Below are 20800 nucleotides of genomic sequence, written 5' to 3'. Positions count from 1 at the left end.
GACGGCCCCCGAAGTAAGGTTCAGGACCGCCAGTCGTAGTCGATACACAGGGGGGCGTGATCGCTGAAACGCTGTCCCTTGTAAACCTCGGCTGCCCGCGCGCCCTGCGCCAGCGTCGGCGTGGCCAGCTGGTAGTCGATACGCCAGCCCACATTCTTGGCATAGGCCTGGCCCCGGTTGCTCCACCAAGTGTAGGCCTCACCCGTGGTGTCGGGATGCAGCTGGCGGTAGACGTCGACCAGGCCGCCGTCGTTCAGCAGCCGCGTCATCCAGGCGCGCTCCTCAGGCAGGAAACCCGAGTTCTTGAGGTTGCCCTTCCAGTTCTTCAGATCCATCTCCTGGTGCGCGATGTTGACGTCGCCCACCAGGATGAATTCACGTTCCTGCTTGAGCTGCTGCAGGTGCGGATAGATTTCGTCGAGGAAGCGGAATTTGGCCAACTGCCGGTCCTCGCCCGAGGAGCCGCTGGGGAAGTAGCAGCTGATCAGCGAGAACTTGTTGTGAGGCGTGTCGAAACGCAGTTCCACGTATCGGCCCTCGGCATCGAATTCGGAGGAGCCGTAGCCGATGGCCACGTCGCTGGGCTCGTGCCGGGTGTAGAGGCCCACGCCCGAATAGCCCTTTTTCTCGGCGTAGTGGAAGTAGCCGCGCAGGCCGGCGAGTTCCTCGAAGCGCCCGGCCACGTCGCCGGCCTGGGCCTTGACCTCCTGCACGCCCATACAATCCGGACGAGTCTGGTCCAGCCAGGCCTCCAGCCCCTTGCTGGTGGCCGAGCGTATGCCGTTGAGGTTGAGGCTGACGAGTTTGAACAAGGAATTTGCCATGGCGGACGGTGTGGAGAGTGGACGGGATGGCCTGGCCCAGGATTTTGTGGCCTTTGCGGTCGAGTGCGGCGTGCTGCGTTTCGGTGAATTCAAGACCAAGGCGGGCCGGCTTTCCCCGTATTTTTTTAATGCGGGCCTGTTCGACGACGGCGCCCGGCTGGGCCGGCTGGCCGAATTCTATGCCCGCCGGGTGATGGCCTCTGGCATCGAGTTCGACATGATCTTCGGCCCGGCCTACAAGGGCATCCCGCTGGGCGCGGCGCTGGCCGTGGAGCTGGCGCGGCACGGGCGCAACGTGCCCTTTGCCTACAACCGCAAGGAAGCCAAGGACCACGGCGAAGGCGGCACCCTGGTGGGCGCACCATTGAAGGGCAGGGTGCTGATCGTCGACGACGTGATGTCCGCCGGCACCGCCGCGCGCGAGTCCATCGCCCTGATCGAAGCCGCGGGTGCCACGCCCCATGCGGTCCTGATCGCGCTGGACCGGCAGGAAATGGCGACCGAAAACGGCCAGGACGTCCCCTACAGCGCCGTGCAATACGTACGAAATCGCTTGGGATTGCAGGTGGCCGCAATTGCGAAATTGGCCGATTTGCTGCAGTATCTGGAACAGCACAGCAAGGACGGCCTGGCCGCCGATCATGCGCGTGTGTTGGCATATCGACAGCGCTACGGCGTCCAGGACACTTGAACATGAAGCGATTGGCAGAGATGGTAGGGCTGGGGTTGCTGCTGGCAGGGTGTGCCTGGCAGGCCCATGCCCAGGGTGGCGTGGAGGGCGGCATCTATACCTGCATCGATGCCAAGGGGCGCAAGCTCACCTCCGATCGCCCCATCCGCGAATGCGCTGACCGCGAACAAAGACTGCTCAACCCCAGCGGCACGGTGCGCGCCGTCATTCCCCCCACCCTGACCGGGCCGGAACGCGCCGCCCTGGAAGCCAGGCAGCGCCGGGAGGCCGAGGAACGCGCCCGCCAGGCCGAAGAGAAGCGGCGCGAACGGGCCCTGCTGGTGCGCTACCCCAGCCGCTCCGTGCACGACAAGGAGCGCTCCGAGGCTCTGGCCTCGATCAGCATCGTGCGCCAGGCGGCGATGAACCGTGTCAAGGAACTTGAGCGCCAGCGCAAGGAGCTTGACACCGAACTGGAGTTCTACGCCAAGGACCCGAGCAAGGTGCCCCCTTCGCTGCAGCGCCTGGTCGATGAGAATGCGAAGAGCATGGCGGTGCAGGAGCGTTTCATCGCCGACCAGGAAGCCGAGATGGGGCGGGTCAACGGCCGTTTCGACGAGGAACTGGCGCGACTGCAGCAACTCTGGGCCCAGATCGGCGCACCGGCCAACTGAGTCTACCGGCCGGCTTGATCCGGCCTCCAGGAAACTCAAGCCAGCTTGCTGCGCAACAGGTCGTTGACCTGCTGCGGGTTGGCCTTGCCCTTGCTGGCCTTCATGATCTGACCCACCAGCGCATTGAAGGCCTTGTCCTTGCCGGCCTTGAACTGGGCGACGTTGTCGGCGTTGGCGGCGATCACCTCGTCGATGATTTTTTCCAGCGCGCCGGAGTCGTTCATCTGCTTCAGCCCTTTGGCCTCGATGAGGGTATCGACGTCCTGGCCTTCGCCGCTCCACAACGCGTCGAAGACCTGCCGGCCAGCGTTGTTGGAAATGGTGCCGTCTGCGATGCGGGTGATCAGGGCGGCCAGCTGGGTTGCGCTGACCGGCGCCAGCTCAATGGCGAGTTCGCCGGCGTTCAGGCGACGCGAGACTTCACCCATGATCCAGTTGCTGGCCAGCTTGGCTTGCTTGCAGGCCCGGGCCGTTGTCTCGAAGTAGTTCGCCATGGCCTTGCTCTGCGTGAGCGTGGTGGCGTCGTATTCGGGCAGGCCATAGTCGCTCACGAAGCGTGCCGCCATGACGCGCGGCAGTTCCGGCAGTTCGCTGCGCACACGCTCGATCCACTCCGGCTCGATCACCAGCGGCGGCAGATCCGGGTCGGGGAAGTAGCGGTAGTCGGCCGCGTCTTCCTTGGTGCGCATGGACCGCGTCTCGCCGGTGTCGGGGTCGAACAGCACGGTGGCCTGCTGGATGCCGTGGCCATCCTCGATCTGCTCGATCTGCCAGCGCACCTCGTAGTCGATGGCCTGCTGCATGAACTTGAAGCTGTTCAGGTTCTTGATCTCGCGGCGGGTGCCCAGCGGGGCCCCGGGCTTGCGCACCGAGACATTGGCGTCGCAGCGGAAACTGCCCTCCTGCATATTGCCGTCGCAGATGCCGATCCAGGTCACGATCTTGTGCAGTTCCTTGGCGTAGGCCACGGCCTCGTCGCTGGAGCGCATGTCGGGCTCGGTCACGATCTCCAGCAGCGGCGTGCCGGCGCGGTTCAGGTCGATGCCGCTCTGGCCGATGAAGTCCTCGTGCAGGGACTTGCCCGCGTCCTCTTCCAGGTGGGCGCGCACTAGGCGCACGGTCTTCTTTTCGTCGCCGAGAAAGAAGCTCACCTCGCCACCCTGCACCACCGGGATCTCGAACTGGCTGATCTGGTAGCCCTTGGGCAGGTCGGGGTAGAAGTAGTTCTTGCGCGCAAAGATGCTGCGCGGCGCGATATGCGAGCCGATGGCCAGGCCCAGGCGGATGGCACGCTCGACCGCGCCGCGGTTCATCACCGGCAGGGTGCCGGGCAGGGCCAGGTCCACCGCGCAGGCCTGGGTGTTGGGCTCGGCACCGAAGGCTACTGAAGCGCGGCTGAAGATCTTGCTCTGGGTGGAGAGCTGGGCGTGGGTCTCGAAGCCGATCACGACTTCGTAGCCCTGGACGAGTTTGGCTGTCATCTCAAAAGCCTCCCGGGGTGCGGAGGTGGAAGTCGGTCACCTGCTGGTAGCGGTGGGCGATGTTGAGCAGCTTGCCTTCCTGCAGGTAGTTGCCGATCAGCTGCAGGCCTACCGGCATGTGGCCAGCACCGAAACCCACGGGCAGGCTCATGCCCGGCAGGCCGGCCAGCGAGCCGGGCAGGGTGTAGATGTCGGCCAGGTAGGCGGCGACCGGATCGTCGCTCTTGTCGCCGAGCTGCCAGGCCACGGTGGGCGCCACCGGGCCGGCGATCACGTCACAACTCTTGAAGGCCTGCTGGAAGTCGTCGGCGATCATGCGGCGGATCTTCTGTGCCTGCAGGTAGTAGGCGTCGTAATAGCCGTGGCTCAGCACATAGGTGCCCACCATGATGCGGCGCTTGACCTCGTCGCCGAAACCCTCGGCGCGGGTGTTCTTGTACATCTCGAGCAGGTCGGTGTACTTGCCCGTGCGATGCCCGAACTTCACACCGTCGAAGCGCGAGAGGTTGGAGCTGGCTTCGGCCGGTGCGATGATGTAGTAAACCGGGATGGCCAGTTCGGTGCGCGGCAGCGAGATCTCGACCAGCTTGGCGCCCAGCTTCTCGTATTCCTTGAGCGCGGCATCGATGGCGGCGCGCACGTCGGCGGCCAGGCCGGTGCCGAAGAATTCTTTCGGAATGCCGATGCGCAGGCCGTCGAGCTTGTCATTCAGGCTGCGGCTGAAATCCTCCGCGGGTACATCGAGCGAGGTCGAGTCGCGGTCCAGGTCCGGGCCGCACAGGGCCGACAGCAGCAGGGCGCAGTCTTCAGCCGAGCGGGCCATGGGGCCGGCCTGGTCCAGGCTGGAGGCGTAGGCGATCATGCCGTAGCGGCTGGCGCGCCCGTAGGTGGGTTTGATGCCGGTGATGCCGCAGAAGGCGGCGGGCTGGCGGATCGAGCCGCCGGTGTCGGTGCCGCTGGCGGCCGGGGCCAGGCGTGCGGCCACGGCCGCGGCGCTGCCACCCGAGGAGCCGCCGGCCACACGCTGCTTGTCCCAGGGGTTGCGCACCGGGGTCGGCGCGTCGTGGCCCACGGCCGGCACGGCCACGCTTTCGTTGGCCGAGCCCATGGCGAACTCGTCGCAGCTGAGCTTGCCCAGGGTCACGGTGCCGGCCTGCGCCAAGCGAGAGACGACCGTGGCGTCGAAGGGCGAGCGGTAGCCGGCCAGCATCTTCGAGCCGGCGGTGGAGACGAAGTCTTTCGTGACGAAGATGTCCTTGTGCGCGATCGGCACACCGGCCAGCGGGCCGGCCGTACCGGCCGCCAGTGCCGCGTCGGCCGCGCGGGCCTGGGCCAGGGTGATGTCCTCGTCCACGGCTACAAAGGCAGCGAGGTCCTGGTGGGCGCGCTGGCGCGCAAGGAAATGCTGCGCAGTCTCCACGGCGGAGACCTTTTTGTCGCGCAGCTGGCGGGCCAGCTCGGCCACGCTTTGTTGGTGCAGTTCGGAAGACATCATTCGATCACTTTGGGAACCAGGAACAGGCCGCGCTCGACGGCCGGGGCGCTTTGCTGGTTGGCCTCGCGCTGATTCGGTTCGCTGGCCACGTCCTCGCGCAGGCGCAGGGCGGCCTGTCCGGTGATGGCGCCCATGGTGGGATGGGCCAGGGGCTCGATGCCCGTGGTGTCGACGGCGCGCATCTGCTCGACGATGGCAAAAAAGCCGTTGATGCGCTCCCGCATGCGCTCGCTCTCCTCTGGGGAGAGGGCCAGGCGGGCCAGATTGGCGATGCGCGAGATGTCGTCAGGGGTCAGGGACATGGCAGCTGGGGTTGAAACCGGGTGTAATCCCGGGGCCCGGAAGGCCCTGGAACAGGGGTTATACACAGGGGATAAGGTATTATCCCGCCTTTATAGGCGTCGACTGGCTTAGTGGCTGTTTTGGCGTCTCCCCGCAAGAATTTGGAACCGCGTCCAGTGCGCACATGGGCGGTGGCGGCCCGACGGGCCGGTCACGCCCACAGAGAGGATTGAGTAATGTTTGGAGCCTTCCGTCAGTATTTTTCGACTGATCTGGCCATTGACCTGGGTACCGCCAATACCCTGATCTACGTGCGCGATCGCGGCATCGTGCTGGACGAGCCCTCGGTGGTCGCCATCCGCCACGAAGGCGGCCCGCAAGGCAAGAAGACCATCCAGGCCGTGGGCCACGAGGCCAAGGCCATGCTGGGCAAGGTGCCCGGCAACATCGAGGCGATCCGCCCGATGAAGGACGGCGTGATCGCCGACTTCACCGTTACCGAGCAGATGCTCAAGCAGTTCATCAAGATGGTGCACCCGCGCGGCGTGTTCAAGCCCAGCCCGCGCATCATCATCTGCGTGCCCTGCGGCTCGACCCAGGTCGAGCGCCGCGCCATCCGTGAGTCGGCCCTGGGCGCGGGCGCCAGCGACGTCTACCTGATCGAGGAACCCATGGCCGCGGCCATCGGCTCCGGCCTGCCCGTCAGCGAGGCCAGCGGCTCCATGGTGGTGGACATCGGCGGCGGCACCACCGAGGTCGGCGTGATCTCCCTGGGCGGCATGGTCTACAAGGGCTCGGTGCGCGTCGGCGGCGACAAGTTCGACGAGGCCATCATCAACTACATCCGCCGCAACTACGGCATGCTCATCGGCGAGCCCACGGCCGAAGCCATCAAGAAGAACATCGGCTCGGCCTTCCCCGGCAGCGAGGTGCGCGAGATGGAAGTGCGTGGCCGCAACCTGTCCGAAGGCGTGCCACGCAGCTTCACGATTTCCTCCAACGAGATCCTGGAAGCGCTGACCGACCCGCTCAACAACATCGTCTCCGCCGTGAAGAACGCGCTGGAGCAGACCCCGCCCGAACTCGGTGCCGACATCGCCGACCGCGGCATGATGCTGACCGGTGGCGGCGCGTTGCTGCGCGACCTGGATCGTCTGCTGTCCGAGGAAACCGGTCTGCCCGTGCTGGTGGCCGAGGATCCGCTGACCTGTGTGGTGCGCGGTTGCGGCATCGCCCTGGAACGCATGGACCGTCTGGGCGCCATCTTCACCAACGAGTAATCACCAGGGTCTGCTAGCGCTCATTTCGCAAGATGCGTTGCGGATCAAAAACGTCATGCGCAAGGCGCGAAACGCAGCCGGGGTCGGCCCCCGGCAAGGCTTCGCAACGCCGCGCATGGCATTTTTGGCCGCAACCCGGAGGGAACGTGCTTAAAACCGCGCCACTCGTTGTTGCACTCCTAGCCCAGGCGGCCAGCCTGGGCGTCGTCGTGCGCCTAGATTGGCGCGGTTTTAAGCGCGTTCGCACTTGCGAAATGAGCGCTAGCAGGCCCTAGGATCAGCGATGCCACTCGGTACGCTGGACAGGACTCCTCCTCCCTTCTTCCGGCAGGGCGCCTCGGCCCTGTCCAAGCTCATGCTGTTCAGCGCCCTGGCGCTGTTCCTCATGGTGGCTGACACACGCTTCAAGCTCACCGGTCCGGTGCGCGTGGGCATCGCCTCGGTGCTCTACCCCCTGCAATGGGCGCTGCTGCAGCCGGTGCAGTGGACGCGTGACGGCTTTCACCATGTGCGATCCCTGCGCACCGCGCAGGATGATGCGCAGCTGCTGCATGAACAGCTGCGTCTGCAGGCGCCGCGGGTGCAGCAGTTCGACCAGCTGGCCCAGGAGAACGAGCGCCTGCGCCAGCTGCTGGAACTGCGCGAGCGCATGCCCACACCCGGGCTGGCTGCGCAGGTCCTGTACGACGCGGCCGATCCCTATGCGCACAAGGTCATCATCGACAAGGGCCTGATCCACGGCGTGAGCGCCGGCTCGCCGGTGCTCGACGAATCCGGCGTGCTGGGCCAGGTGACCCAGGTCTATCCCTCGATGAGCGAGGTGACGCTGGTGATCGACGCCGACCAGGCCATCCCGGTGCTCAATATCCGCACCGGCGTGCGCGCCGTGGCCTTCGGCGACCCCAGCCTGCATGGCGGCGCCCTGGAGCTGCGTTACATGGGCAGCAATGCCGACGTGCAGCCCGGCGACATCCTGACCACCAGCGGCATCGACGGCGTGTTCCCGCCGGGCTTGCCGGTGGCGCGGGTCGAGAAGGTCGAGCGCCGCGTTGAACTGCCCTTTGCCCTCATCTATTGTGTGCCGCAGGCCCGGGTGGCCGGCGCGACCCAGGTGCTGGTGCTGCCCACGCTTGCCGGCCAGCAGCCGCAGCGACCGCAGGACCTGACGGTGGCCGCGCCGGGCAAGAAGGACGCCGGCACCGGCAAGAGGGGCGTGCAGCGATGATCATGCGTCCTGGTCAGCAACTGCTGCTGCCCGCCAACCCCCTGTTCATCTGGGGCAGCCTGGCCGGCGCCTTCGGGCTCAACCTGCTGTTCAACATGGCCCTCTGGGGCCGAGCGGCCTGGGCACCGGACCTGCTGGCCCTGGCCCTGGTGTTCTGGGGCGTGCACCAGCCGCAGCGCATCGGCATCGGCGCGGCTTTCGTGTTCGGCCTGCTGATGGACGTGCACCAGGGCAGCGTGCTGGGGCAGCACGCCCTGGCCTACGCGGTGCTGAATTTCCTGGCCATCGCCATCCATCGCCGGCTGCTGTGGTTCACGCTCGCCTCGCAGTCGGTGCATGTGCTGCCCATGCTGATCGCGGCCCATGCGGTGGCCCTGGCCGTGCGCCTGATGGTGGGCGGCAATTTCCCGGGCTGGTCCCTGCTGCTGGCGCCGCTGATCGAGGCCGTGCTGTGGCCGCTGGCCTCCATGCTGCTGCTCTTGCCGCAGCGCCGTGCGCCCGACCCCGACGCCAACCGGCCCTTGTAATATGGCCCCCACGCTTGCCACTGCGTGTGCTGCGCTGCCCCCCGAGGGGGCTGGTTCGCCTTGGGGCGGCCCGGCGGCGAACCGGCTGGCGATCGACCAGTAACCCTGACCCATGACCGAACTGCGCAACGTCGAAGCCGACCTGCATCGCTTCCGCGCGCGTGTGTTGGTCGTCTCTGGGTTGGTGTTCGCCTGTTTCCTCATCCTTTTCCTGCGGCTGGTCTACCTGCAGGTGATCCGCCATGCCGAACTCCAGGAGCAGGCCGAGATCAACCGCACCACCGTCGTGCCCTTGGTGCCCACGCGCGGCCTGATCCTGGACCGCAACGGCATCCCGCTGGCCACCAATTACTCCGCCTACACGCTGGAGATCACGCCGGCGCAGGTGGACAAGCTGGAGCAGACCATCAACGAGCTGGCCGAGCTGGTGGAGATCACCCCGCGCGACCGCCGGCGCTTTCGCAAGCTGATGGAGGAGACCAAGGGTGTCGAGTCCCTGCCCATCCGCACCCGCCTGTCCGACGAGGAGGTGGCGCGCTTTGCGGTGCAGCGCTACCGCTTCACGGGCGTGGACATCCGCGCGCGCCTGTTCCGCAACTACCCCTGGGGTGAACTCGGCAGCCATGTGGTGGGCTACATCGGCCGCATCAACCCGGCCGAGAAGAAGGAGCAGGAGGAGTGGGAGGACGAGGACCAGGCCAATTACCGCGGCACCGACTACATCGGCAAGCTGGGCGTGGAGCAGAGCTTCGAGAAGCATCTGCACGGCATCACCGGCTTCGAGCGCGTCGAGACCTCGGCCGGCGGTCGGGCGGTGCGCAAGCTGGCCAGCAGTTCGGCCAAACCCGGCAACAACGTGGTGCTGTCCATCGACATCAAGCTGCAGAACCTGGTGGAAGAGATGTTCGGCCAGCGGCGCGGCGCGCTGGTGGCGCTCGACCCGAACAACGGCGAGATCCTGGCCTTTGTCAGCAAGCCCACCTTCGATCCGAACATGTTCGTCGAAGGCATCGACTCCGAATCCTGGCAGGCGCTCAATGAATCGATCGAGAAGCCGCTGCTCAACCGTGCGCTGCGCGGCACCTACCCGCCGGGCTCGACCTACAAACCATTCATGGCCATGGCGGCGCTGGAAACCGGCAAGCGCACACCGAGCCAGATCACCCAGGACAACGGCTCATGGTTCTTTGGCGGCCACGTCTTTCGCAGCCACGGCGACGCCGGGCTGGGACCGGTGGACATGTACCGCAGCATCGTCAAGTCCAGCAACGTCTACTACTACTCGCTGGCCAATGACCTGGGGGTGGACCTGATCCACGACTTCATGAAACCCCTGGGGTTTGGCCAGCTCACCGGCATCGATATCCAGGGTGAGGTGCGCGGCGTGCTGCCCAGCCAGGAGTGGAAGCGCCGCTTCTACAAACGGCCCGAGCAGCAGAAGTGGTACGCGGGTGAGACCATCTCCCTGGGCATCGGCCAGGGTTACAACACCTTCACCATGCTGCAGTTGGCCTCGGCCACGGCCACGCTGGCCAACAACGGCATCAAGTACACACCCCATCTGACGCTTGGCACCCAGGCCGCCGGCAGCCAGGAGGTGGTGCCCGTGGCCAAGCTGCCGCAACAGGACCTGCGCTACAAGCCCCAGAACCTGGCCATCGTGCGCCGCGCGCTGGCGGCCGTGACCCAGGAGGGCACCTCGGCCCGCTCCTTCATCGGTGCCAAGTACCTCAGTGCGGGCAAGACCGGCACCGCGCAGGCCGTGACCATCGGCCAGAAGGAAAAGTACGACGCGAAGAAGATGGAAGAACACCAGCGCGACCACGCCCTGTACATGGCTTTCGCGCCCGTGGACGATCCCAAGATCGCCCTGGCCGTGATCGTGGAGAACTCCGGTTTCGGTGCCGAACACGCGGCCCCGATGGCGCGGCGCGTGTTCGATTACTGGCTGCTGGGCCAGTACCCGAGCGAGGAAGACCTGGCCGCCGTCAAGCAGGGGCGCGCTGCCTTTCCCCTGGGCAAGCCGCGCCTGGCCGCCGAGGTGGCCTGGCCGCCCAAGGGCAAGGCCGGCGTGCAGGTGCCCATCCAGCCCTGAGAACTTATGAATAAATCTACTGCGCTACCCGATCGCCGCGTTGGGCGGTGTTGGCTCCGGCCGCTACGCTTAACTTTCGCTGTGCGAAAGTTAGCCTGTACCGCAACTTCGTTGTCGCCATCCTCACGTACCTAAAGTACGTTCCGGTGGCTGCGCTCCGTCCGCCTTGCGCTCGGGCCGCTCGCTACGATTTCTTCACAAGTTCTGAGGCTGTTCAGACCTGGCGCAGGAAAGCGTCGTAGCCGGTCTTGAGGATCAGGGCGCTGACGACTACGATGAAAACGCCGCGCACGAAGCCGGCCCCGTGTTTGAGCGCCAGCCGCGTGCCCAGCAGGCTGCCCACGATGTTGGCCAGGGCCAGGGGCAGGGCCAGGTGCCACCAGACATGGCCCTTGAGCGTGAACAGCAGCAGCGCCGAAAGGTTGCTGCTCAGATTGAGCAGCTTGGCCCCGGCCGAGGCGTGCAGGAAGTCATACCCCAGCCAGCGCACGAAGAGGAAGACGAAGAAGCTGCCCGTGCCCGGCCCGAAGAAACCGTCGTAGAAGCCGATCAGCAGGCCCACGCTGCCGGCGGCCAGCAGTTCCTGGCGGCCGGCAAAACGCGGCGCATGGTGGCGGCCCAATTCCTTTTTCATCAGCGTGTAGATCAGCACCAGCAGCAGCACGGCCGGCAACAGCTTGCGCAGGAAATCCGGCGAGATCAGCGTGACCAGCCAGGCCCCGGCCAGCGCACCGGCAAAAGACAGGGCCATGGCCGGGAGCATGGTGCGCCAGCGCAGGTCCACGCGCCGCACGTACTGCACCGAAGCGAAGGCCGTGCCCCAGACCGAGGCGGACTTGTTGGTGCCGAAGAGGGTGGCCGCATGGGCCGTGGGGTAGGCGGCAAACAGGGCAGGCAGCAGGACCAGGCCGCCACCGCCGACGATGGCATCGACAAAACCCGCCAGCAGCGAAGCCAGCGTAACGAGGAAGAATTCCATGGAAGGGACCGGAAATAAAAAGGCACCGGGGTTAGCGGTGCCTTGGTGAACGCCATCTGCTCTGGATGGTATCAATTTTCTTGTTCGATACTTTCGCAGTCTTCCTCGGTTCCTCTCATGCGGCGCCCGGGGCGCGCTAGCGAGTGGGCGTACTGTAAGGCAGGGCCCAGGGGGCGGACATAGGGGTTTCCCCGGTCTGCCAGGAGGGGATTTCGTGTCGTGGCACGGATAGTGCTTTTTGGCTGGTCCGAGCCCTGCAGGAACCAACCATGCTTGAGAGTGAACGCATCGCCATCGCCGCCCATCTGCACGTTCAGCTGCGCCGCGTGACCGGTCGGGTGACCGATACGGAGTGGATGGCCCGCAATCTGGAATACGCCGACGAGGTGGTGCGTTTTGCCCGTGAGGCGGCCCGCGAGAAGGGGCTGGCCGATCTGTCCGAACTGGCGCAGCGCCTGGATGCCGCCATGCAGGCCTTGCGCCCTGCACCAAAACCGGCCAAGGCCGCCCCGGTCGCGGTGCCCCGGGAGGCGCCGGCACCCATGGTGGGGCTGGAGGCGCGCTACGTGGGCCGCCTGCGCTGAGCGCAGCGCCTTACTGGCCCGCGAGGATCAGCTGCGCCGCGCGTTCGGCAATCATCAGCGTCGGTGAGTTGGTGTTGCCGCTGGTGATGGTGGGCATGACACCCGCATCGACCACGCGCAGGCCGCGGATGCCGCGCACGCTCAAGTGCGGGTCCACCACGGCCATTGGGTCGTCGGCCCGGCCCATGCGGGTGGTGCCTACCGGGTGGAAGATGGTGGTGGCAATGTCGCCGGCCAGCCGCGCCAGGTCTTCGTCGCTCTGGTACTGCACACCCGGTTTCCACTCCTGCGGCTGGTACTTCGCCAGCGCCGCTTGCGCCACGATGCGGCGTGTCACGCGCAGCGAGTCGGCCGCTACCTTGCGGTCCTGCTCGGTGCTCAGGTAGTTGGGCGCGATGGCCGGGGCATCCTCGAAACGCGGGCTGCGGATCTGCACCGAACCACGGCTCGTCGGGTTCAGGTTGCAGACACTGGCCGTGAAGGCATTGAAGCTGTGCAGCGGCTCGCCGAAGGCGTCCAGCGAGAGCGGCTGCACGTGGTATTCGATGTTCGGCCAGGGCTGCGCCGGGTCGCTCCTGGTGAAGGCGCCCAGTTGCGAGGGCGCCATGCTCATGGGGCCGCTGCGCTTGAGTGCGTATTCCAGGCCGATCATGGCCTTGCCCCACAGGCTGTTGGCCATGGTGTTGAGCGTCTTCACCCCCTGCACCTTGTAGACCGAGCGGATCTGCAGGTGGTCCTGCAGGTTGGCACCGACACCGGGCAGCTCGTGCACCACGGGCACGCCGTGCTGCTGCAAGAGGGTGCCCGGGCCGACCCCCGAGAGCTGCAGGATCTGCACCGAGCCGATGCTCCCCGCGCTGAGGATCACCTCGCGCTGCGCCGTCACGCTGAGGGCGCGGCCCTCGCGCAGCAGCTCGGCGCCACTGCAGCGCAGCGCGCCGTCGGCATCGCGCGTGAAGTTCAGGCGCCGGGTCTGCGTCTGTGTCCAGACCGTCAGATTGGGGCGCTGCTGCACCGGGCGCAGGAAGGCCTTGGCCGTGTTCCAGCGCCAGCCGCTCTTCTGGTTGACTTCAAAATAACCCACACCCTCGTTGTTGCCGCGGTTGAAGTCCTCGCTGGCCGGTAGCCCCGCCTGCTGGGCCGCCTGCGAAAAGGCATCCAGCACGTCCCAGCGCAGGCGCTGCTTCTCGATGCGCCATTCACCACCGGCGCCGTGCAGGGCATCGGCGCCCTTGTGGTAATCCTCGTGCCGCTTGAACAGCGGCAGCACCTGCTCCCAGGACCAGCTCTTGTCGCCGGTGAGCTGCGCCCACTGATCGTAGTCACGCGACTGGCCACGCATGTAGATCATGCCGTTGATGCTGGAGCAGCCGCCCAGCGTCTTGCCGCGAGGGTAACGCAGCTTGCGGCCGTTGAGGCCCGGGTCCGGCTCGGTCTGGTAGAGCCAGTCGGTGCGCGGGTTGCCGATGCAGTAGAGGTAACCCACCGGAATGTGGATCCAGTGGTAGTCGTCCTTGCGGCCGGCTTCGACCAGCAGCACGCGCTTGCTGGCATCGGCGCTGAGCCGGTTAGCCAGCAGGCAACCGGCGGTGCCGGCGCCGATGATGATGTAGTCGAAGGTTGTTTCGCTCATGGTGTGCTCTGCTGGTTGGCGTTGGCGGGGCTGCCGCAAGCGGTAACTGGCCGGGCTCAGAGGCGCTGCGCTTTGCCACATCGCCCGGTCAGCCACCGCTTGCGGCAGGCGCGTGCGAACAGTGGTCAGAACATCACTTGCTCGTTGGCATGGCGAACTCGGCGCCTTTCCCGATGCTCTCAGGCCAGCGCTGCATCACCGACTTCTGCTTGGTATAGAAGCGCACGCCCTCTTCGCCATAGGCGTGCATGTCGCCGAACAGCGAACGCTTCCAGCCGCCGAAGCCGTGCCAGGCCATGGGCACGGGGATCGGCACGTTGATACCGACCATGCCGACCTGGATGCGGTGCGAGAACTCGCGCGCCACATGGCCGTCACGCGTGTAGCAGGACACGCCGTTGCCGAACTCGTGGTCGTTGATGAGTTTCACGGCGGTGCCGAAGTCCGGCACCCGCACACAGGACAGCACCGGGCCGAAGATCTCTTCCTTGTAGATCTTCATCTCGGGTGTCACGTGGTCGAACAGCGTGCCGCCCAGCCAGAAACCGTTGTCGCAGCCGCTACCGGCCGCGGAGCCCTTGAATGACCGGCCGTCCACCAGTAGCTTGGCGCCTTCCTTGGCGCCGTGCTCGATGTAGCCCGTGATGCGCTGGTGCGCGATGCCCGTCACGATGGGGCCCATCTCGGCGTCCAGTTCCATGCCGTTCTTGATCTTGAGCGCCTTGGTGCGCTCGATCAGCTTGGGCATGATCTTGTCGGCCACGTCACCCACCAGCACCGCGACGGAGATCGCCATGCAGCGCTCGCCGGCCGAACCATAGGCCGCGCCGATCAGACCGTCGATGGCCTGGTCCAGGTCGGCGTCGGGCATCACCACCATGTGGTTCTTGGCGCCGCCCAGGGCCTGCACCCGTTTGCCGTTGCGCGCGCCGGTCTCATAGATGTAGTTGGCAATCGGCGTGGAGCCCACGAAGCTGATGGCTTTCACGTCATGGTGGGCCAGCAGCGCGTCCACGGCTTCCTTGTCGCCCTGCACCACGTTGAACACGCCGTCGGGCAGGCCGGCCTTCTTGAGCAGATCGGCCATGAAGAGCGAGGGGCTGGGGTCGATCGGGCTGGGCTTGAGGATGAAGGTGTTGCCCGCGGCCAGCGCCACCGGGAACATCCACATCGGCACCATCACGGGGAAATTGAAAGGCGTGATGCCCGTCACCACGCCCAGGGGCTGGCGCATGGTCCAGTTGTCCATGCCGGTGGAGACCTGCTCGGTGAAGTCGCCCTTGAGCAGTTGCGGAATGCCGGTGGCGAATTCCAGGATTTCGATGCCGCGTGTCACTTCGCCCTGCGCGTCGGTAAACACTTTGCCGTGCTCGGCGGTGATCAGTCGGGCCAGGTCGTCGCGGTGGTGGTTCATCAGCTCCAGAAACTTGAACAGGATGCGTGCGCGACGCAGCGGCGAGGTCTGTGCCCAGGCGGGGAAGGCGGCTTGCGCGGCGGCCACGGCCTTGTCCACCTCGGCGGCACTGGCCAGGGCTGTGTGGCCGCTGACGGCGCCGGTGGCCGGGTTGAACACGTCCTGCGCGCGGCCCGAGGTGCCGGCGACGACCTTGCCGGCGATGTAGTGGTCAATATTTGCAATGCTCATGATGGAATCTCCGAAAGATGGGCAAGTGTCGTGCAAACGCGGGCATTTTTCCAATGATTTGCTTTGAAGAGTGATATAAATTCAGCAAATATGAATCCAGCGCCCGAGCCCCAGACCCTGCGCGCCTTCGTCGCCGTGGCGCGCGAGGGCAACGTCTCGCGTGCAGCCACCCGCCTGCATCTGAGCCAGCCCGCCGTGAGCCTGCAACTCAAGGCGCTGGCCGAAAGCACGGGCCTGCAGCTCTTCACCCGCACCCCGCACGGTCTGGCCCTCACGCCGGACGGCGCGGCCCTGCTGCCGCAGGCCGAAAAGGCGCTGGCGGCGCTGGCGGACTTCAGCCAGGCCGCGCAGAGCCTGCACAGCACGGTGCGCGGGCGCCTGCGCATCGGCACCATCCTCGACCCCGAGTTCACGCGCCTGGGCGCCTTCCTGTGCGAGCTGGTGGAGACCGCGCCGCAAATCGAGACCGAATTGCGCCAGGGCATGAGCGGCGAGGTGCTGGCGCAGATCGGCCGCGGTGAACTGGACGTGGGCTTCTACCTGGGTCTGCCGGGTGAGGCGGTGACCGAGAGCGGCGGGCCCTTCGAGGCGCGCGTGCTCTCGCATTTCAGCTACCGCGTGCTGGCCCCGGCCGGCTGGGGCGAGCAGGTGCTGGGCCGCGACTGGAAAGGCCTGGCCGCGCTGCCCTGGATCGCTACCCCGCCGGCCTCGGCCCACCACCGCCTGCTGGCGGGCGTGTTCGGCCCCCTGGGTGTGAGCCCGCGCCAGGTGGCGCTGGTGGACCAGGAAGCCTCGATGCTGGACCTGGTGCGCTCGGGCATCGGCTTGTCGCTGGTGCGCGATTCCATTGCCATCCGCGAAACGCAGGCGCGCGGCCTGGTAATTGCCGACCGCGTCAGCCTGGACTGCCAGTTGTGTTTCGTCAGCCTTGCTGCGCGGCGCGGCGAGCCCGTGCTGACCAGCGCCTGGACGGCGCTGGGGCAGGTGTGGCGGTGAGCGCTATTTGCCCAGATACCCCATCCACTGCCAGTAAGTCGCCCCCAGCAGCAACACAAGCGCAAAGCCGATCACCGTGAGCACCAGCCCCGTGCGCACGAAGTCGCGCACCGCAAAGGTGTCGGTGCCATAGGCCACCATGTTCTGTGGCGCGTTCACCGGCAGGATGAAACCGAAGCTCACCACGAACTGCAGCAGCATGGTCATGCCCACCAGGTTCATGGGCGCGGCATCGGGGCCACCGGCGATCTGCTGCAGCACGCTGATCATGATGGGGATCATGGCCGAGGCCAGGGCGGTGGCGCTGGCAAAACCCAGGTGCACCACGATCAGGAAGAGCGAGAGCAGGGCCAGGATCATGAAGGCCGAGGCGCCGGCCAGGCCCAGGTTGGCGACGATGATGTTGGCCAGCCAGGCGGCGGCCTTGGTCTGCAAGAGCGCCGTGCCCAGGCTGATGCCGGTGCCGAACAGCACGATGGTGCCCCACGGTATGCGCGACTGCGCCTGTTTCCAGCCCATGACACCGATGCCCGGGGTGAACATCAGCGCGATGGCGGCGATGGTGGTGGACGAGGTGTCGAAGGGGTGCAGCACCTTCTCGGTGGCCCAGAAGGCCAGCAGGGCCAGGGTGATGAACAGCAGTTTCTTCTCAGCCCAGCTCATGGGGCCCAAGGCGTGCAGCGCCAGGCGGATGGTTTCCTTGCCGCCGGCGATCTCCTTGGTCTCGGGCGGCATCATCTTGATCATCACGAAGTACAGCGCGATGGACATCAGGATGGACCAGGGGGCGGCGGCGACCAGCCAGTCGCCCCAGGTGATGGTCTGGCCGTAGGCCTTCTCGATGAAACCGATGGCCACCATGTTCTGCGCCGCCGCCGTCTTGACGCCCACGTTCCAGATCGAGGCGGACTGGGCGGTGGCGATCATCAGCATGCCGGCGAAACGCGAGCGCTGGTCGACACCGAAGGCCAGGATGATGCCCATGATGATGGGCACGAGACAGGCCACGCGCGCGGTGGTGGACGGCACCAGGAAGGACAGCACGATGCCGACCAGGATGGCGCCGATCAGCACGCGGTTGGTCCGCGCGCCGACCTTGGAGAGGATGAAGAGGGCAATGCGTTTGTCCAGCCCGGTGATGGTCATGGCCGCCGAGAGGAAACAGGCCGCTGCGACGAGAGCTAGCGCGGTGTTGGCAAAACCGCCCAGGGCCAGAGTCAGCGCGGGGCCGGTGCCGAGCACCGCTTCGGGTTTGGCCGCATTGGGCGCCATACCGAGCATGAAGGCCATCAGGGCGGTGATGAGCACGGCGCTGATGGCGTAGTCCACCGCCTCGCTCACCCAGAGGATGACGGAGAACAGCAGCAGACCCAGCATGATCTGCCCGGCCACCGGCAGCGCTGCCGGTTTGGGCAGCAGCATGACAACGATCAGGCCGGCGAGGGCTGCCAGCAGCCCGTAGACGTTGACCGATTCGCGGGCCGGGGCCCGGCTCGCTGTACCAGCTTCATTCGATGCCATGGCGGTCTCCTCCTGTGATGGAATGGTCAGCGCATGCTACGCCCGGTGCCTGGGCGTTTCTTGATATGCATCAAATGCCGGCCCCATCGGGCGCGGCGAACGGCTCAGCGCCCGGGCCAGACCGGCTTGCGCTTGTCCTTGAAGGCGGCCTGGCCTTCTTTCGCGTCTTCGGTCAGCGTGAACAGCGCGATCTGGCTTTCGGTGAAGGACATGCTTTCCTCGAAAGACATGCTCTCGATCTTTTTCATGGTGTACAGGCCACGACGGATGGCCGCCGGTGACTTGTCCAGCAGGCGCTCCAGCAGCCATTGCAGGCGGGCGTCGACATCGTCGTCCACGTAGTTCACCAGGCCGTACTCCAGCGCCTGGGCCGAGGTCAGCGGCTCGCCCGTGAGGCAGAGCTCGGCCAGCTTGCGGCGCGGGATCTGGTGCTGCAGCACGCTGAGCACCTGGGCCGGGAACACGCCCACCTTCACCTCGGGCAGGCCGAAGACCGCGTGGCGCGCGGCCACCGCCAGATCGCACATGCCCAGCAGGCCCATGCCGCCGGCCATGCAGGCGCCGTTGACGCGTGCGATCAGCGGCACGGTGCTGGCCTTGGCCGCGCGCAGCACACGCGCCACGTGGCCCTGTGGCTCGGAGTAGTCGGTGGTGAAGGCCTGGTCGGCCTGCAGGTCGGCGCCGGCGCAGAAGGCCTTGTCGCCCGCGCCCGTGATGACGATGGCGCGGACATCGCGCTGCGCCTGGGCCCCTTCGATGGCACGGGCCAGGGCGGCCAGCACGGCATGGCTCACGGCATTGCGGCGAGCCTCGCGCGCGATGGTCAGCCACAGCACGGGGCCGCGCAGCTCGATGCGCAATTCGTCGGTGGCGGGGGCGTTGCTCATGAACTCTCCTGTGGCGTGCTTGCCATGACGCCGTATTGTGACGGCGAAATCGGGCTTACCATCGGAAGCCAGCACCATCCAACCCAGACCGCCGTCCATGGCCGACACCTCACCCCGTATCAGCCGGCCGTCCCCCCCGGGGGGGCAGGCTGCCGTGCTGTTGGGGCAGTGGACGGCGGCGCGGCTGGCCGAGCCGGCCGCCTGGGCCGCGCTGCAGCAGGCCCTGCGTGAGCCGGCACCGGCCTGGGACCTGCGCCAGATCACGCGTTTTGACCACGTCGGCGCCCAGCTGCTGTGGAACAGCTGGGGCCGCCGCTGGCCGCAAGGGCTGGAGGCCCTGCCGGCGCAGCGCGCGGTGCTGGAGCACGTGGCGCGCCACACGGCGTCCCTGCCGCCGCGCGAACGACACGGGCTGGCCCATGCATGGTGGATGCTCGGGGCCCAGGTCTTGCGCGTGCTGGAGCATCTGCTGGGCATGTTGCGGCTGGTCGGTCAGCTGGCGCTGGACGTCGGCCGGTTGCTGCGCAAGCCCGCGCAAGGGCCCTGGCGCGATTTCTCCGGGCACCTGTACCACTTCGGTACCACGGCGCTGCCCATCACCGCGCTGGTGGGCTTCCTGATCGGGGTGGTGCTGGCCTACCTGATGGCGCAGCAGCTGCGCCTGTTCGGCGCCGACCCGTTCATCGTCAACATCATGGGCCTCTCCGTGATCCGCGAGCTGGGGCCCGTGCTCGCGGCGATCCTGATCGCGGGGCGCTCGGGTTCCACCATCACGGCGCAACTGGGCGTCATGCGCGTGACCGAGGAGATCGACGCCATGCGCGTCATGGGCATTGCGCGCAGCTTTCGCCTGGTGCTGCCGCGCGTGCTGGCCATGACGCTGGCCATGCCCCTGGTGTCGGTCTGGACCACGGTGGCGGCCCTGCTGGGCGGCATGCTGGCGGCGGACGTGACGCTGGATGTGTCGCCACGGTATTTCGTCACCGCGCTGCCTGATGCCGTGATGGTGTCCAACCTCGCGCTGGCCAGTTCCAAGTCGGCGGTCTTCGGGCTCATGATCGCGCTGGTAGGCTGCCATTTCGGCCTGCGCATCAAGCCCAACACCGAGAGCCTGGGGCAGGGCACGACGGCGTCGGTGGTGGTGTCGATCACCATGGTGATCCTGGTGGACGCGCTGTTCGCCGTCGTTTTCAGGAATGTGGGCATATGAGCGGTCGAGCTCTCGTCGAAATCGAGAACCTGAGCACGGTGTTTCGCGCGCCCGGCCGGCAGGCGGTGGTGCATCACCATCTCGACCTGCGGGTCGAGGAAGGCGAGGTGCTGGCCATCGTCGGGGCGTCGGGCAGCGGCAAGACGGTCTTGCTGCGCCAGATCCTGGGGCTGGAGCGGCCCAGCAGCGGCCGGGTCACCGTGCTGGGCCAGCCGGCCTCGCGCATGAGCGAGCCGGGCGCGAGCAGCCGTGTGGGCATGCTGTTCCAGCACGGCGCGCTCTTTCTGGCGTTCAGCGTGCTGGAAAACATCGCCTTCCCCCTGACGGAGCTGCGTACACTGCCGCCGGACCTGGTGCGCGATGCCGCGCTGGTCAAGCTGCAGATGGTGGGGCTGGAGCCCGTGCAGGCGCTCAAGATGCCCTCTGATCTGTCCGGCGGCATGATCAAGCGCGTGGCGCTCGCGCGCGCCCTCATCATGGACCCGCCCTTGCTGCTGCTGGACGAACCGACGGCCGGCCTGGATCCGGACAGCGCCGACGGCCTGTGCCGTCTGCTGCGTTCGCTGCACCGCGAACTGGGCCTGACGGTGGTGATGGTCACGCACGACCTGGACACGATCTTCGATCTGAGCACGCGGGTGGCGGTGCTGGCCGACCAGAAGGTGATAGTCAACGCGCCGGCGCGGGAGGTGGCCCGCTTCGATCACCCCTTCGTGCGTGAATTCTTCCAGGGCGAACGCGGGCGGCGCGCGCAAACCCTGTTGGCGGATACGGACCAGAAAGGCTAGACCT

At 66.6% G+C, this 20800-nt stretch carries 19 protein-coding genes; 10 read left to right on the top strand and 9 right to left on the bottom strand.

Annotated elements, in window-relative coordinates:
• Positions 1-20: 20 nt before the first annotated feature.
• Positions 21-812: an exodeoxyribonuclease III gene (locus HTY51_RS15800; RefSeq protein WP_174253618.1), complete on the bottom strand. Its 792-nt coding sequence runs from the start codon at positions 810-812 to the stop codon at positions 21-23.
• A gap of 10 nt (positions 813-822) precedes the next feature.
• Here HTY51_RS15800 and pyrE point away from each other — a divergent pair, with 10 nt between their 5' ends.
• Positions 823-1515: an orotate phosphoribosyltransferase gene (pyrE, locus tag HTY51_RS15795; protein ID WP_174253617.1), complete on the top strand. Its 693-nt coding sequence runs from the start codon at positions 823-825 to the stop codon at positions 1513-1515.
• 2 nt (positions 1516-1517) lie between these two features.
• Positions 1518-2168 (top strand): DUF4124 domain-containing protein, encoded by a 651-nt coding sequence (locus tag HTY51_RS15790; protein WP_254606903.1) that lies wholly within the window; start codon positions 1518-1520, stop codon positions 2166-2168.
• 35 nt (positions 2169-2203) lie between these two features.
• On the opposite strand, the gene gatB is transcribed toward HTY51_RS15790, so the two are convergent.
• Genes gatB through gatC form a run of 3 tightly spaced genes read right to left on the bottom strand, consistent with a single transcriptional unit; the run spans position 2204 to position 5446 of the window.
• Entirely contained in the window at positions 2204-3649 is a 1446-nt protein-coding gene (gatB, locus tag HTY51_RS15785; RefSeq protein ID WP_174253616.1) for an Asp-tRNA(Asn)/Glu-tRNA(Gln) amidotransferase subunit GatB, read from the bottom strand.
• Position 3650: 1 nt separating this feature from the next.
• Complete coding sequence (gene gatA, locus HTY51_RS15780; RefSeq protein ID WP_174253615.1) at positions 3651-5144, bottom strand: Asp-tRNA(Asn)/Glu-tRNA(Gln) amidotransferase subunit GatA; 1494 nt, start codon at positions 5142-5144, stop codon at positions 3651-3653.
• A complete protein-coding gene (gene gatC, locus HTY51_RS15775; protein ID WP_174253614.1) occupies positions 5141-5446 on the bottom strand; it encodes an Asp-tRNA(Asn)/Glu-tRNA(Gln) amidotransferase subunit GatC in 306 nt (101 codons plus the stop codon). The genes gatA and gatC overlap by 4 nt, the downstream gene beginning before the upstream one ends.
• 216 nt (positions 5447-5662) lie before the next feature.
• Here gatC and HTY51_RS15770 point away from each other — a divergent pair, with 216 nt between their 5' ends.
• The 4 genes from HTY51_RS15770 (at position 5663) to mrdA (ending at position 10553) form a co-directional block, all read left to right on the top strand.
• The gene (locus HTY51_RS15770) at positions 5663-6706 is read left to right on the top strand and encodes a rod shape-determining protein (protein WP_174253613.1); all 1044 of its coding nucleotides are present in this window, start codon (positions 5663-5665) and stop codon (positions 6704-6706) included.
• Positions 6707-6989: 283 nt separating this feature from the next.
• Positions 6990-7931: a rod shape-determining protein MreC gene (gene mreC, locus HTY51_RS15765; RefSeq protein ID WP_174253612.1), complete on the top strand. Its 942-nt coding sequence runs from the start codon at positions 6990-6992 to the stop codon at positions 7929-7931.
• Positions 7928-8458, top strand: a complete 531-nt coding sequence (gene mreD, locus HTY51_RS15760) for a rod shape-determining protein MreD (RefSeq protein ID WP_174253611.1) — start codon at positions 7928-7930, stop codon at positions 8456-8458. Before mreC ends, mreD begins: the two co-directional genes overlap by 4 nt.
• Positions 8459-8570: 112 nt before the next feature.
• On the top strand, positions 8571-10553 hold the full coding sequence (gene mrdA / locus HTY51_RS15755) for a penicillin-binding protein 2 (protein ID WP_174253610.1): 1983 nt from the start codon (positions 8571-8573) through the stop codon (positions 10551-10553).
• A gap of 214 nt (positions 10554-10767) precedes the next feature.
• Here the strand turns inward: mrdA and HTY51_RS15750 are convergent, their stop codons facing one another.
• On the bottom strand, positions 10768-11532 hold the full coding sequence (locus tag HTY51_RS15750) for a TSUP family transporter (RefSeq protein WP_174253609.1): 765 nt from the start codon (positions 11530-11532) through the stop codon (positions 10768-10770).
• Between the two features lie 269 nt (positions 11533-11801).
• Between HTY51_RS15750 and HTY51_RS15745 the strand changes: the two genes are divergently transcribed.
• Positions 11802-12116, top strand: coding sequence for a hypothetical protein (locus HTY51_RS15745; RefSeq protein WP_174253608.1), 315 nt, complete (start codon positions 11802-11804; stop codon positions 12114-12116).
• Positions 12117-12126: 10 nt separating this feature from the next.
• Here the strand turns inward: HTY51_RS15745 and HTY51_RS15740 are convergent, their stop codons facing one another.
• Positions 12127-13749 carry a GMC family oxidoreductase gene (locus tag HTY51_RS15740; RefSeq protein WP_174253607.1) on the bottom strand — a complete coding sequence of 541 codons (1623 nt, stop codon included), beginning with the start codon at positions 13747-13749 and terminating at the stop codon, positions 12127-12129.
• Positions 13750-13882: 133 nt separating this feature from the next.
• Positions 13883-15394: a CoA-acylating methylmalonate-semialdehyde dehydrogenase gene (locus HTY51_RS15735; RefSeq protein WP_174253606.1), complete on the bottom strand. Its 1512-nt coding sequence runs from the start codon at positions 15392-15394 to the stop codon at positions 13883-13885.
• Between the two features lie 90 nt (positions 15395-15484).
• Here HTY51_RS15735 and HTY51_RS15730 point away from each other — a divergent pair, with 90 nt between their 5' ends.
• A complete protein-coding gene (locus HTY51_RS15730; protein ID WP_174253605.1) occupies positions 15485-16390 on the top strand; it encodes a LysR family transcriptional regulator in 906 nt (301 codons plus the stop codon).
• Between the two features lie 3 nt (positions 16391-16393).
• On the opposite strand, the gene HTY51_RS15725 is transcribed toward HTY51_RS15730, so the two are convergent.
• Both HTY51_RS15725 and HTY51_RS15720 read right to left on the bottom strand, forming a co-directional pair.
• On the bottom strand, positions 16394-17911 hold the full coding sequence (locus tag HTY51_RS15725) for a DASS family sodium-coupled anion symporter (protein WP_174253604.1): 1518 nt from the start codon (positions 17909-17911) through the stop codon (positions 16394-16396).
• A 104-nt stretch (positions 17912-18015) separates the two neighbouring features.
• Positions 18016-18798 (bottom strand): enoyl-CoA hydratase/isomerase family protein, encoded by a 783-nt coding sequence (locus HTY51_RS15720; protein ID WP_174253603.1) that lies wholly within the window; start codon positions 18796-18798, stop codon positions 18016-18018.
• Positions 18799-18895: 97 nt separating this feature from the next.
• Here HTY51_RS15720 and HTY51_RS15715 point away from each other — a divergent pair, with 97 nt between their 5' ends.
• Both HTY51_RS15715 and HTY51_RS15710 read left to right on the top strand, forming a co-directional pair.
• Entirely contained in the window at positions 18896-20008 is a 1113-nt protein-coding gene (locus HTY51_RS15715) for an ABC transporter permease (protein WP_174253602.1), read from the top strand.
• Entirely contained in the window at positions 20005-20796 is a 792-nt protein-coding gene (locus HTY51_RS15710; RefSeq protein WP_174253601.1) for an ABC transporter ATP-binding protein, read from the top strand. Before HTY51_RS15715 ends, HTY51_RS15710 begins: the two co-directional genes overlap by 4 nt.
• The last annotated feature ends 4 nt before the right edge of the window (positions 20797-20800 follow it).

This window comes from Rhodoferax sp. BAB1 (genome assembly GCF_013334205.1).
GTDB lineage: Bacteria > Pseudomonadota > Gammaproteobacteria > Burkholderiales > Burkholderiaceae_C > Hylemonella.
Note: the sequence above shows the minus strand (reverse complement) of the source record. Positions and strands in the feature narration are given on the sequence as shown.

Coding starts and splice junctions, on each gene's coding strand:
- HTY51_RS15715 (WP_174253602.1), top strand. CDS start 18,896: ATGGCCGACACCTCACCCCGTATCAGCCGGCCGTCCCCCCCGGGGGGG.
- HTY51_RS15740 (WP_174253607.1), bottom strand. CDS start 13,749: ATGAGCGAAACAACCTTCGACTACATCATCATCGGCGCCGGCACCGCC.
- mreD (WP_174253611.1), top strand. CDS start 7,928: ATGATCATGCGTCCTGGTCAGCAACTGCTGCTGCCCGCCAACCCCCTG.
- pyrE (WP_174253617.1), top strand. CDS start 823: ATGGCGGACGGTGTGGAGAGTGGACGGGATGGCCTGGCCCAGGATTTT.
- HTY51_RS15730 (WP_174253605.1), top strand. CDS start 15,485: ATGAATCCAGCGCCCGAGCCCCAGACCCTGCGCGCCTTCGTCGCCGTG.
- HTY51_RS15745 (WP_174253608.1), top strand. CDS start 11,802: ATGCTTGAGAGTGAACGCATCGCCATCGCCGCCCATCTGCACGTTCAG.
- gatC (WP_174253614.1), bottom strand. CDS start 5,446: ATGTCCCTGACCCCTGACGACATCTCGCGCATCGCCAATCTGGCCCGC.
- mreC (WP_174253612.1), top strand. CDS start 6,990: ATGCCACTCGGTACGCTGGACAGGACTCCTCCTCCCTTCTTCCGGCAG.
- gatB (WP_174253616.1), bottom strand. CDS start 3,649: ATGACAGCCAAACTCGTCCAGGGCTACGAAGTCGTGATCGGCTTCGAG.
- gatA (WP_174253615.1), bottom strand. CDS start 5,144: ATGATGTCTTCCGAACTGCACCAACAAAGCGTGGCCGAGCTGGCCCGC.
- HTY51_RS15790 (WP_254606903.1), top strand. CDS start 1,518: ATGAAGCGATTGGCAGAGATGGTAGGGCTGGGGTTGCTGCTGGCAGGG.
- mrdA (WP_174253610.1), top strand. CDS start 8,571: ATGACCGAACTGCGCAACGTCGAAGCCGACCTGCATCGCTTCCGCGCG.
- HTY51_RS15710 (WP_174253601.1), top strand. CDS start 20,005: ATGAGCGGTCGAGCTCTCGTCGAAATCGAGAACCTGAGCACGGTGTTT.
- HTY51_RS15725 (WP_174253604.1), bottom strand. CDS start 17,911: ATGGCATCGAATGAAGCTGGTACAGCGAGCCGGGCCCCGGCCCGCGAA.
- HTY51_RS15720 (WP_174253603.1), bottom strand. CDS start 18,798: ATGAGCAACGCCCCCGCCACCGACGAATTGCGCATCGAGCTGCGCGGC.
- HTY51_RS15735 (WP_174253606.1), bottom strand. CDS start 15,394: ATGAGCATTGCAAATATTGACCACTACATCGCCGGCAAGGTCGTCGCC.
- HTY51_RS15750 (WP_174253609.1), bottom strand. CDS start 11,532: ATGGAATTCTTCCTCGTTACGCTGGCTTCGCTGCTGGCGGGTTTTGTC.
- HTY51_RS15770 (WP_174253613.1), top strand. CDS start 5,663: ATGTTTGGAGCCTTCCGTCAGTATTTTTCGACTGATCTGGCCATTGAC.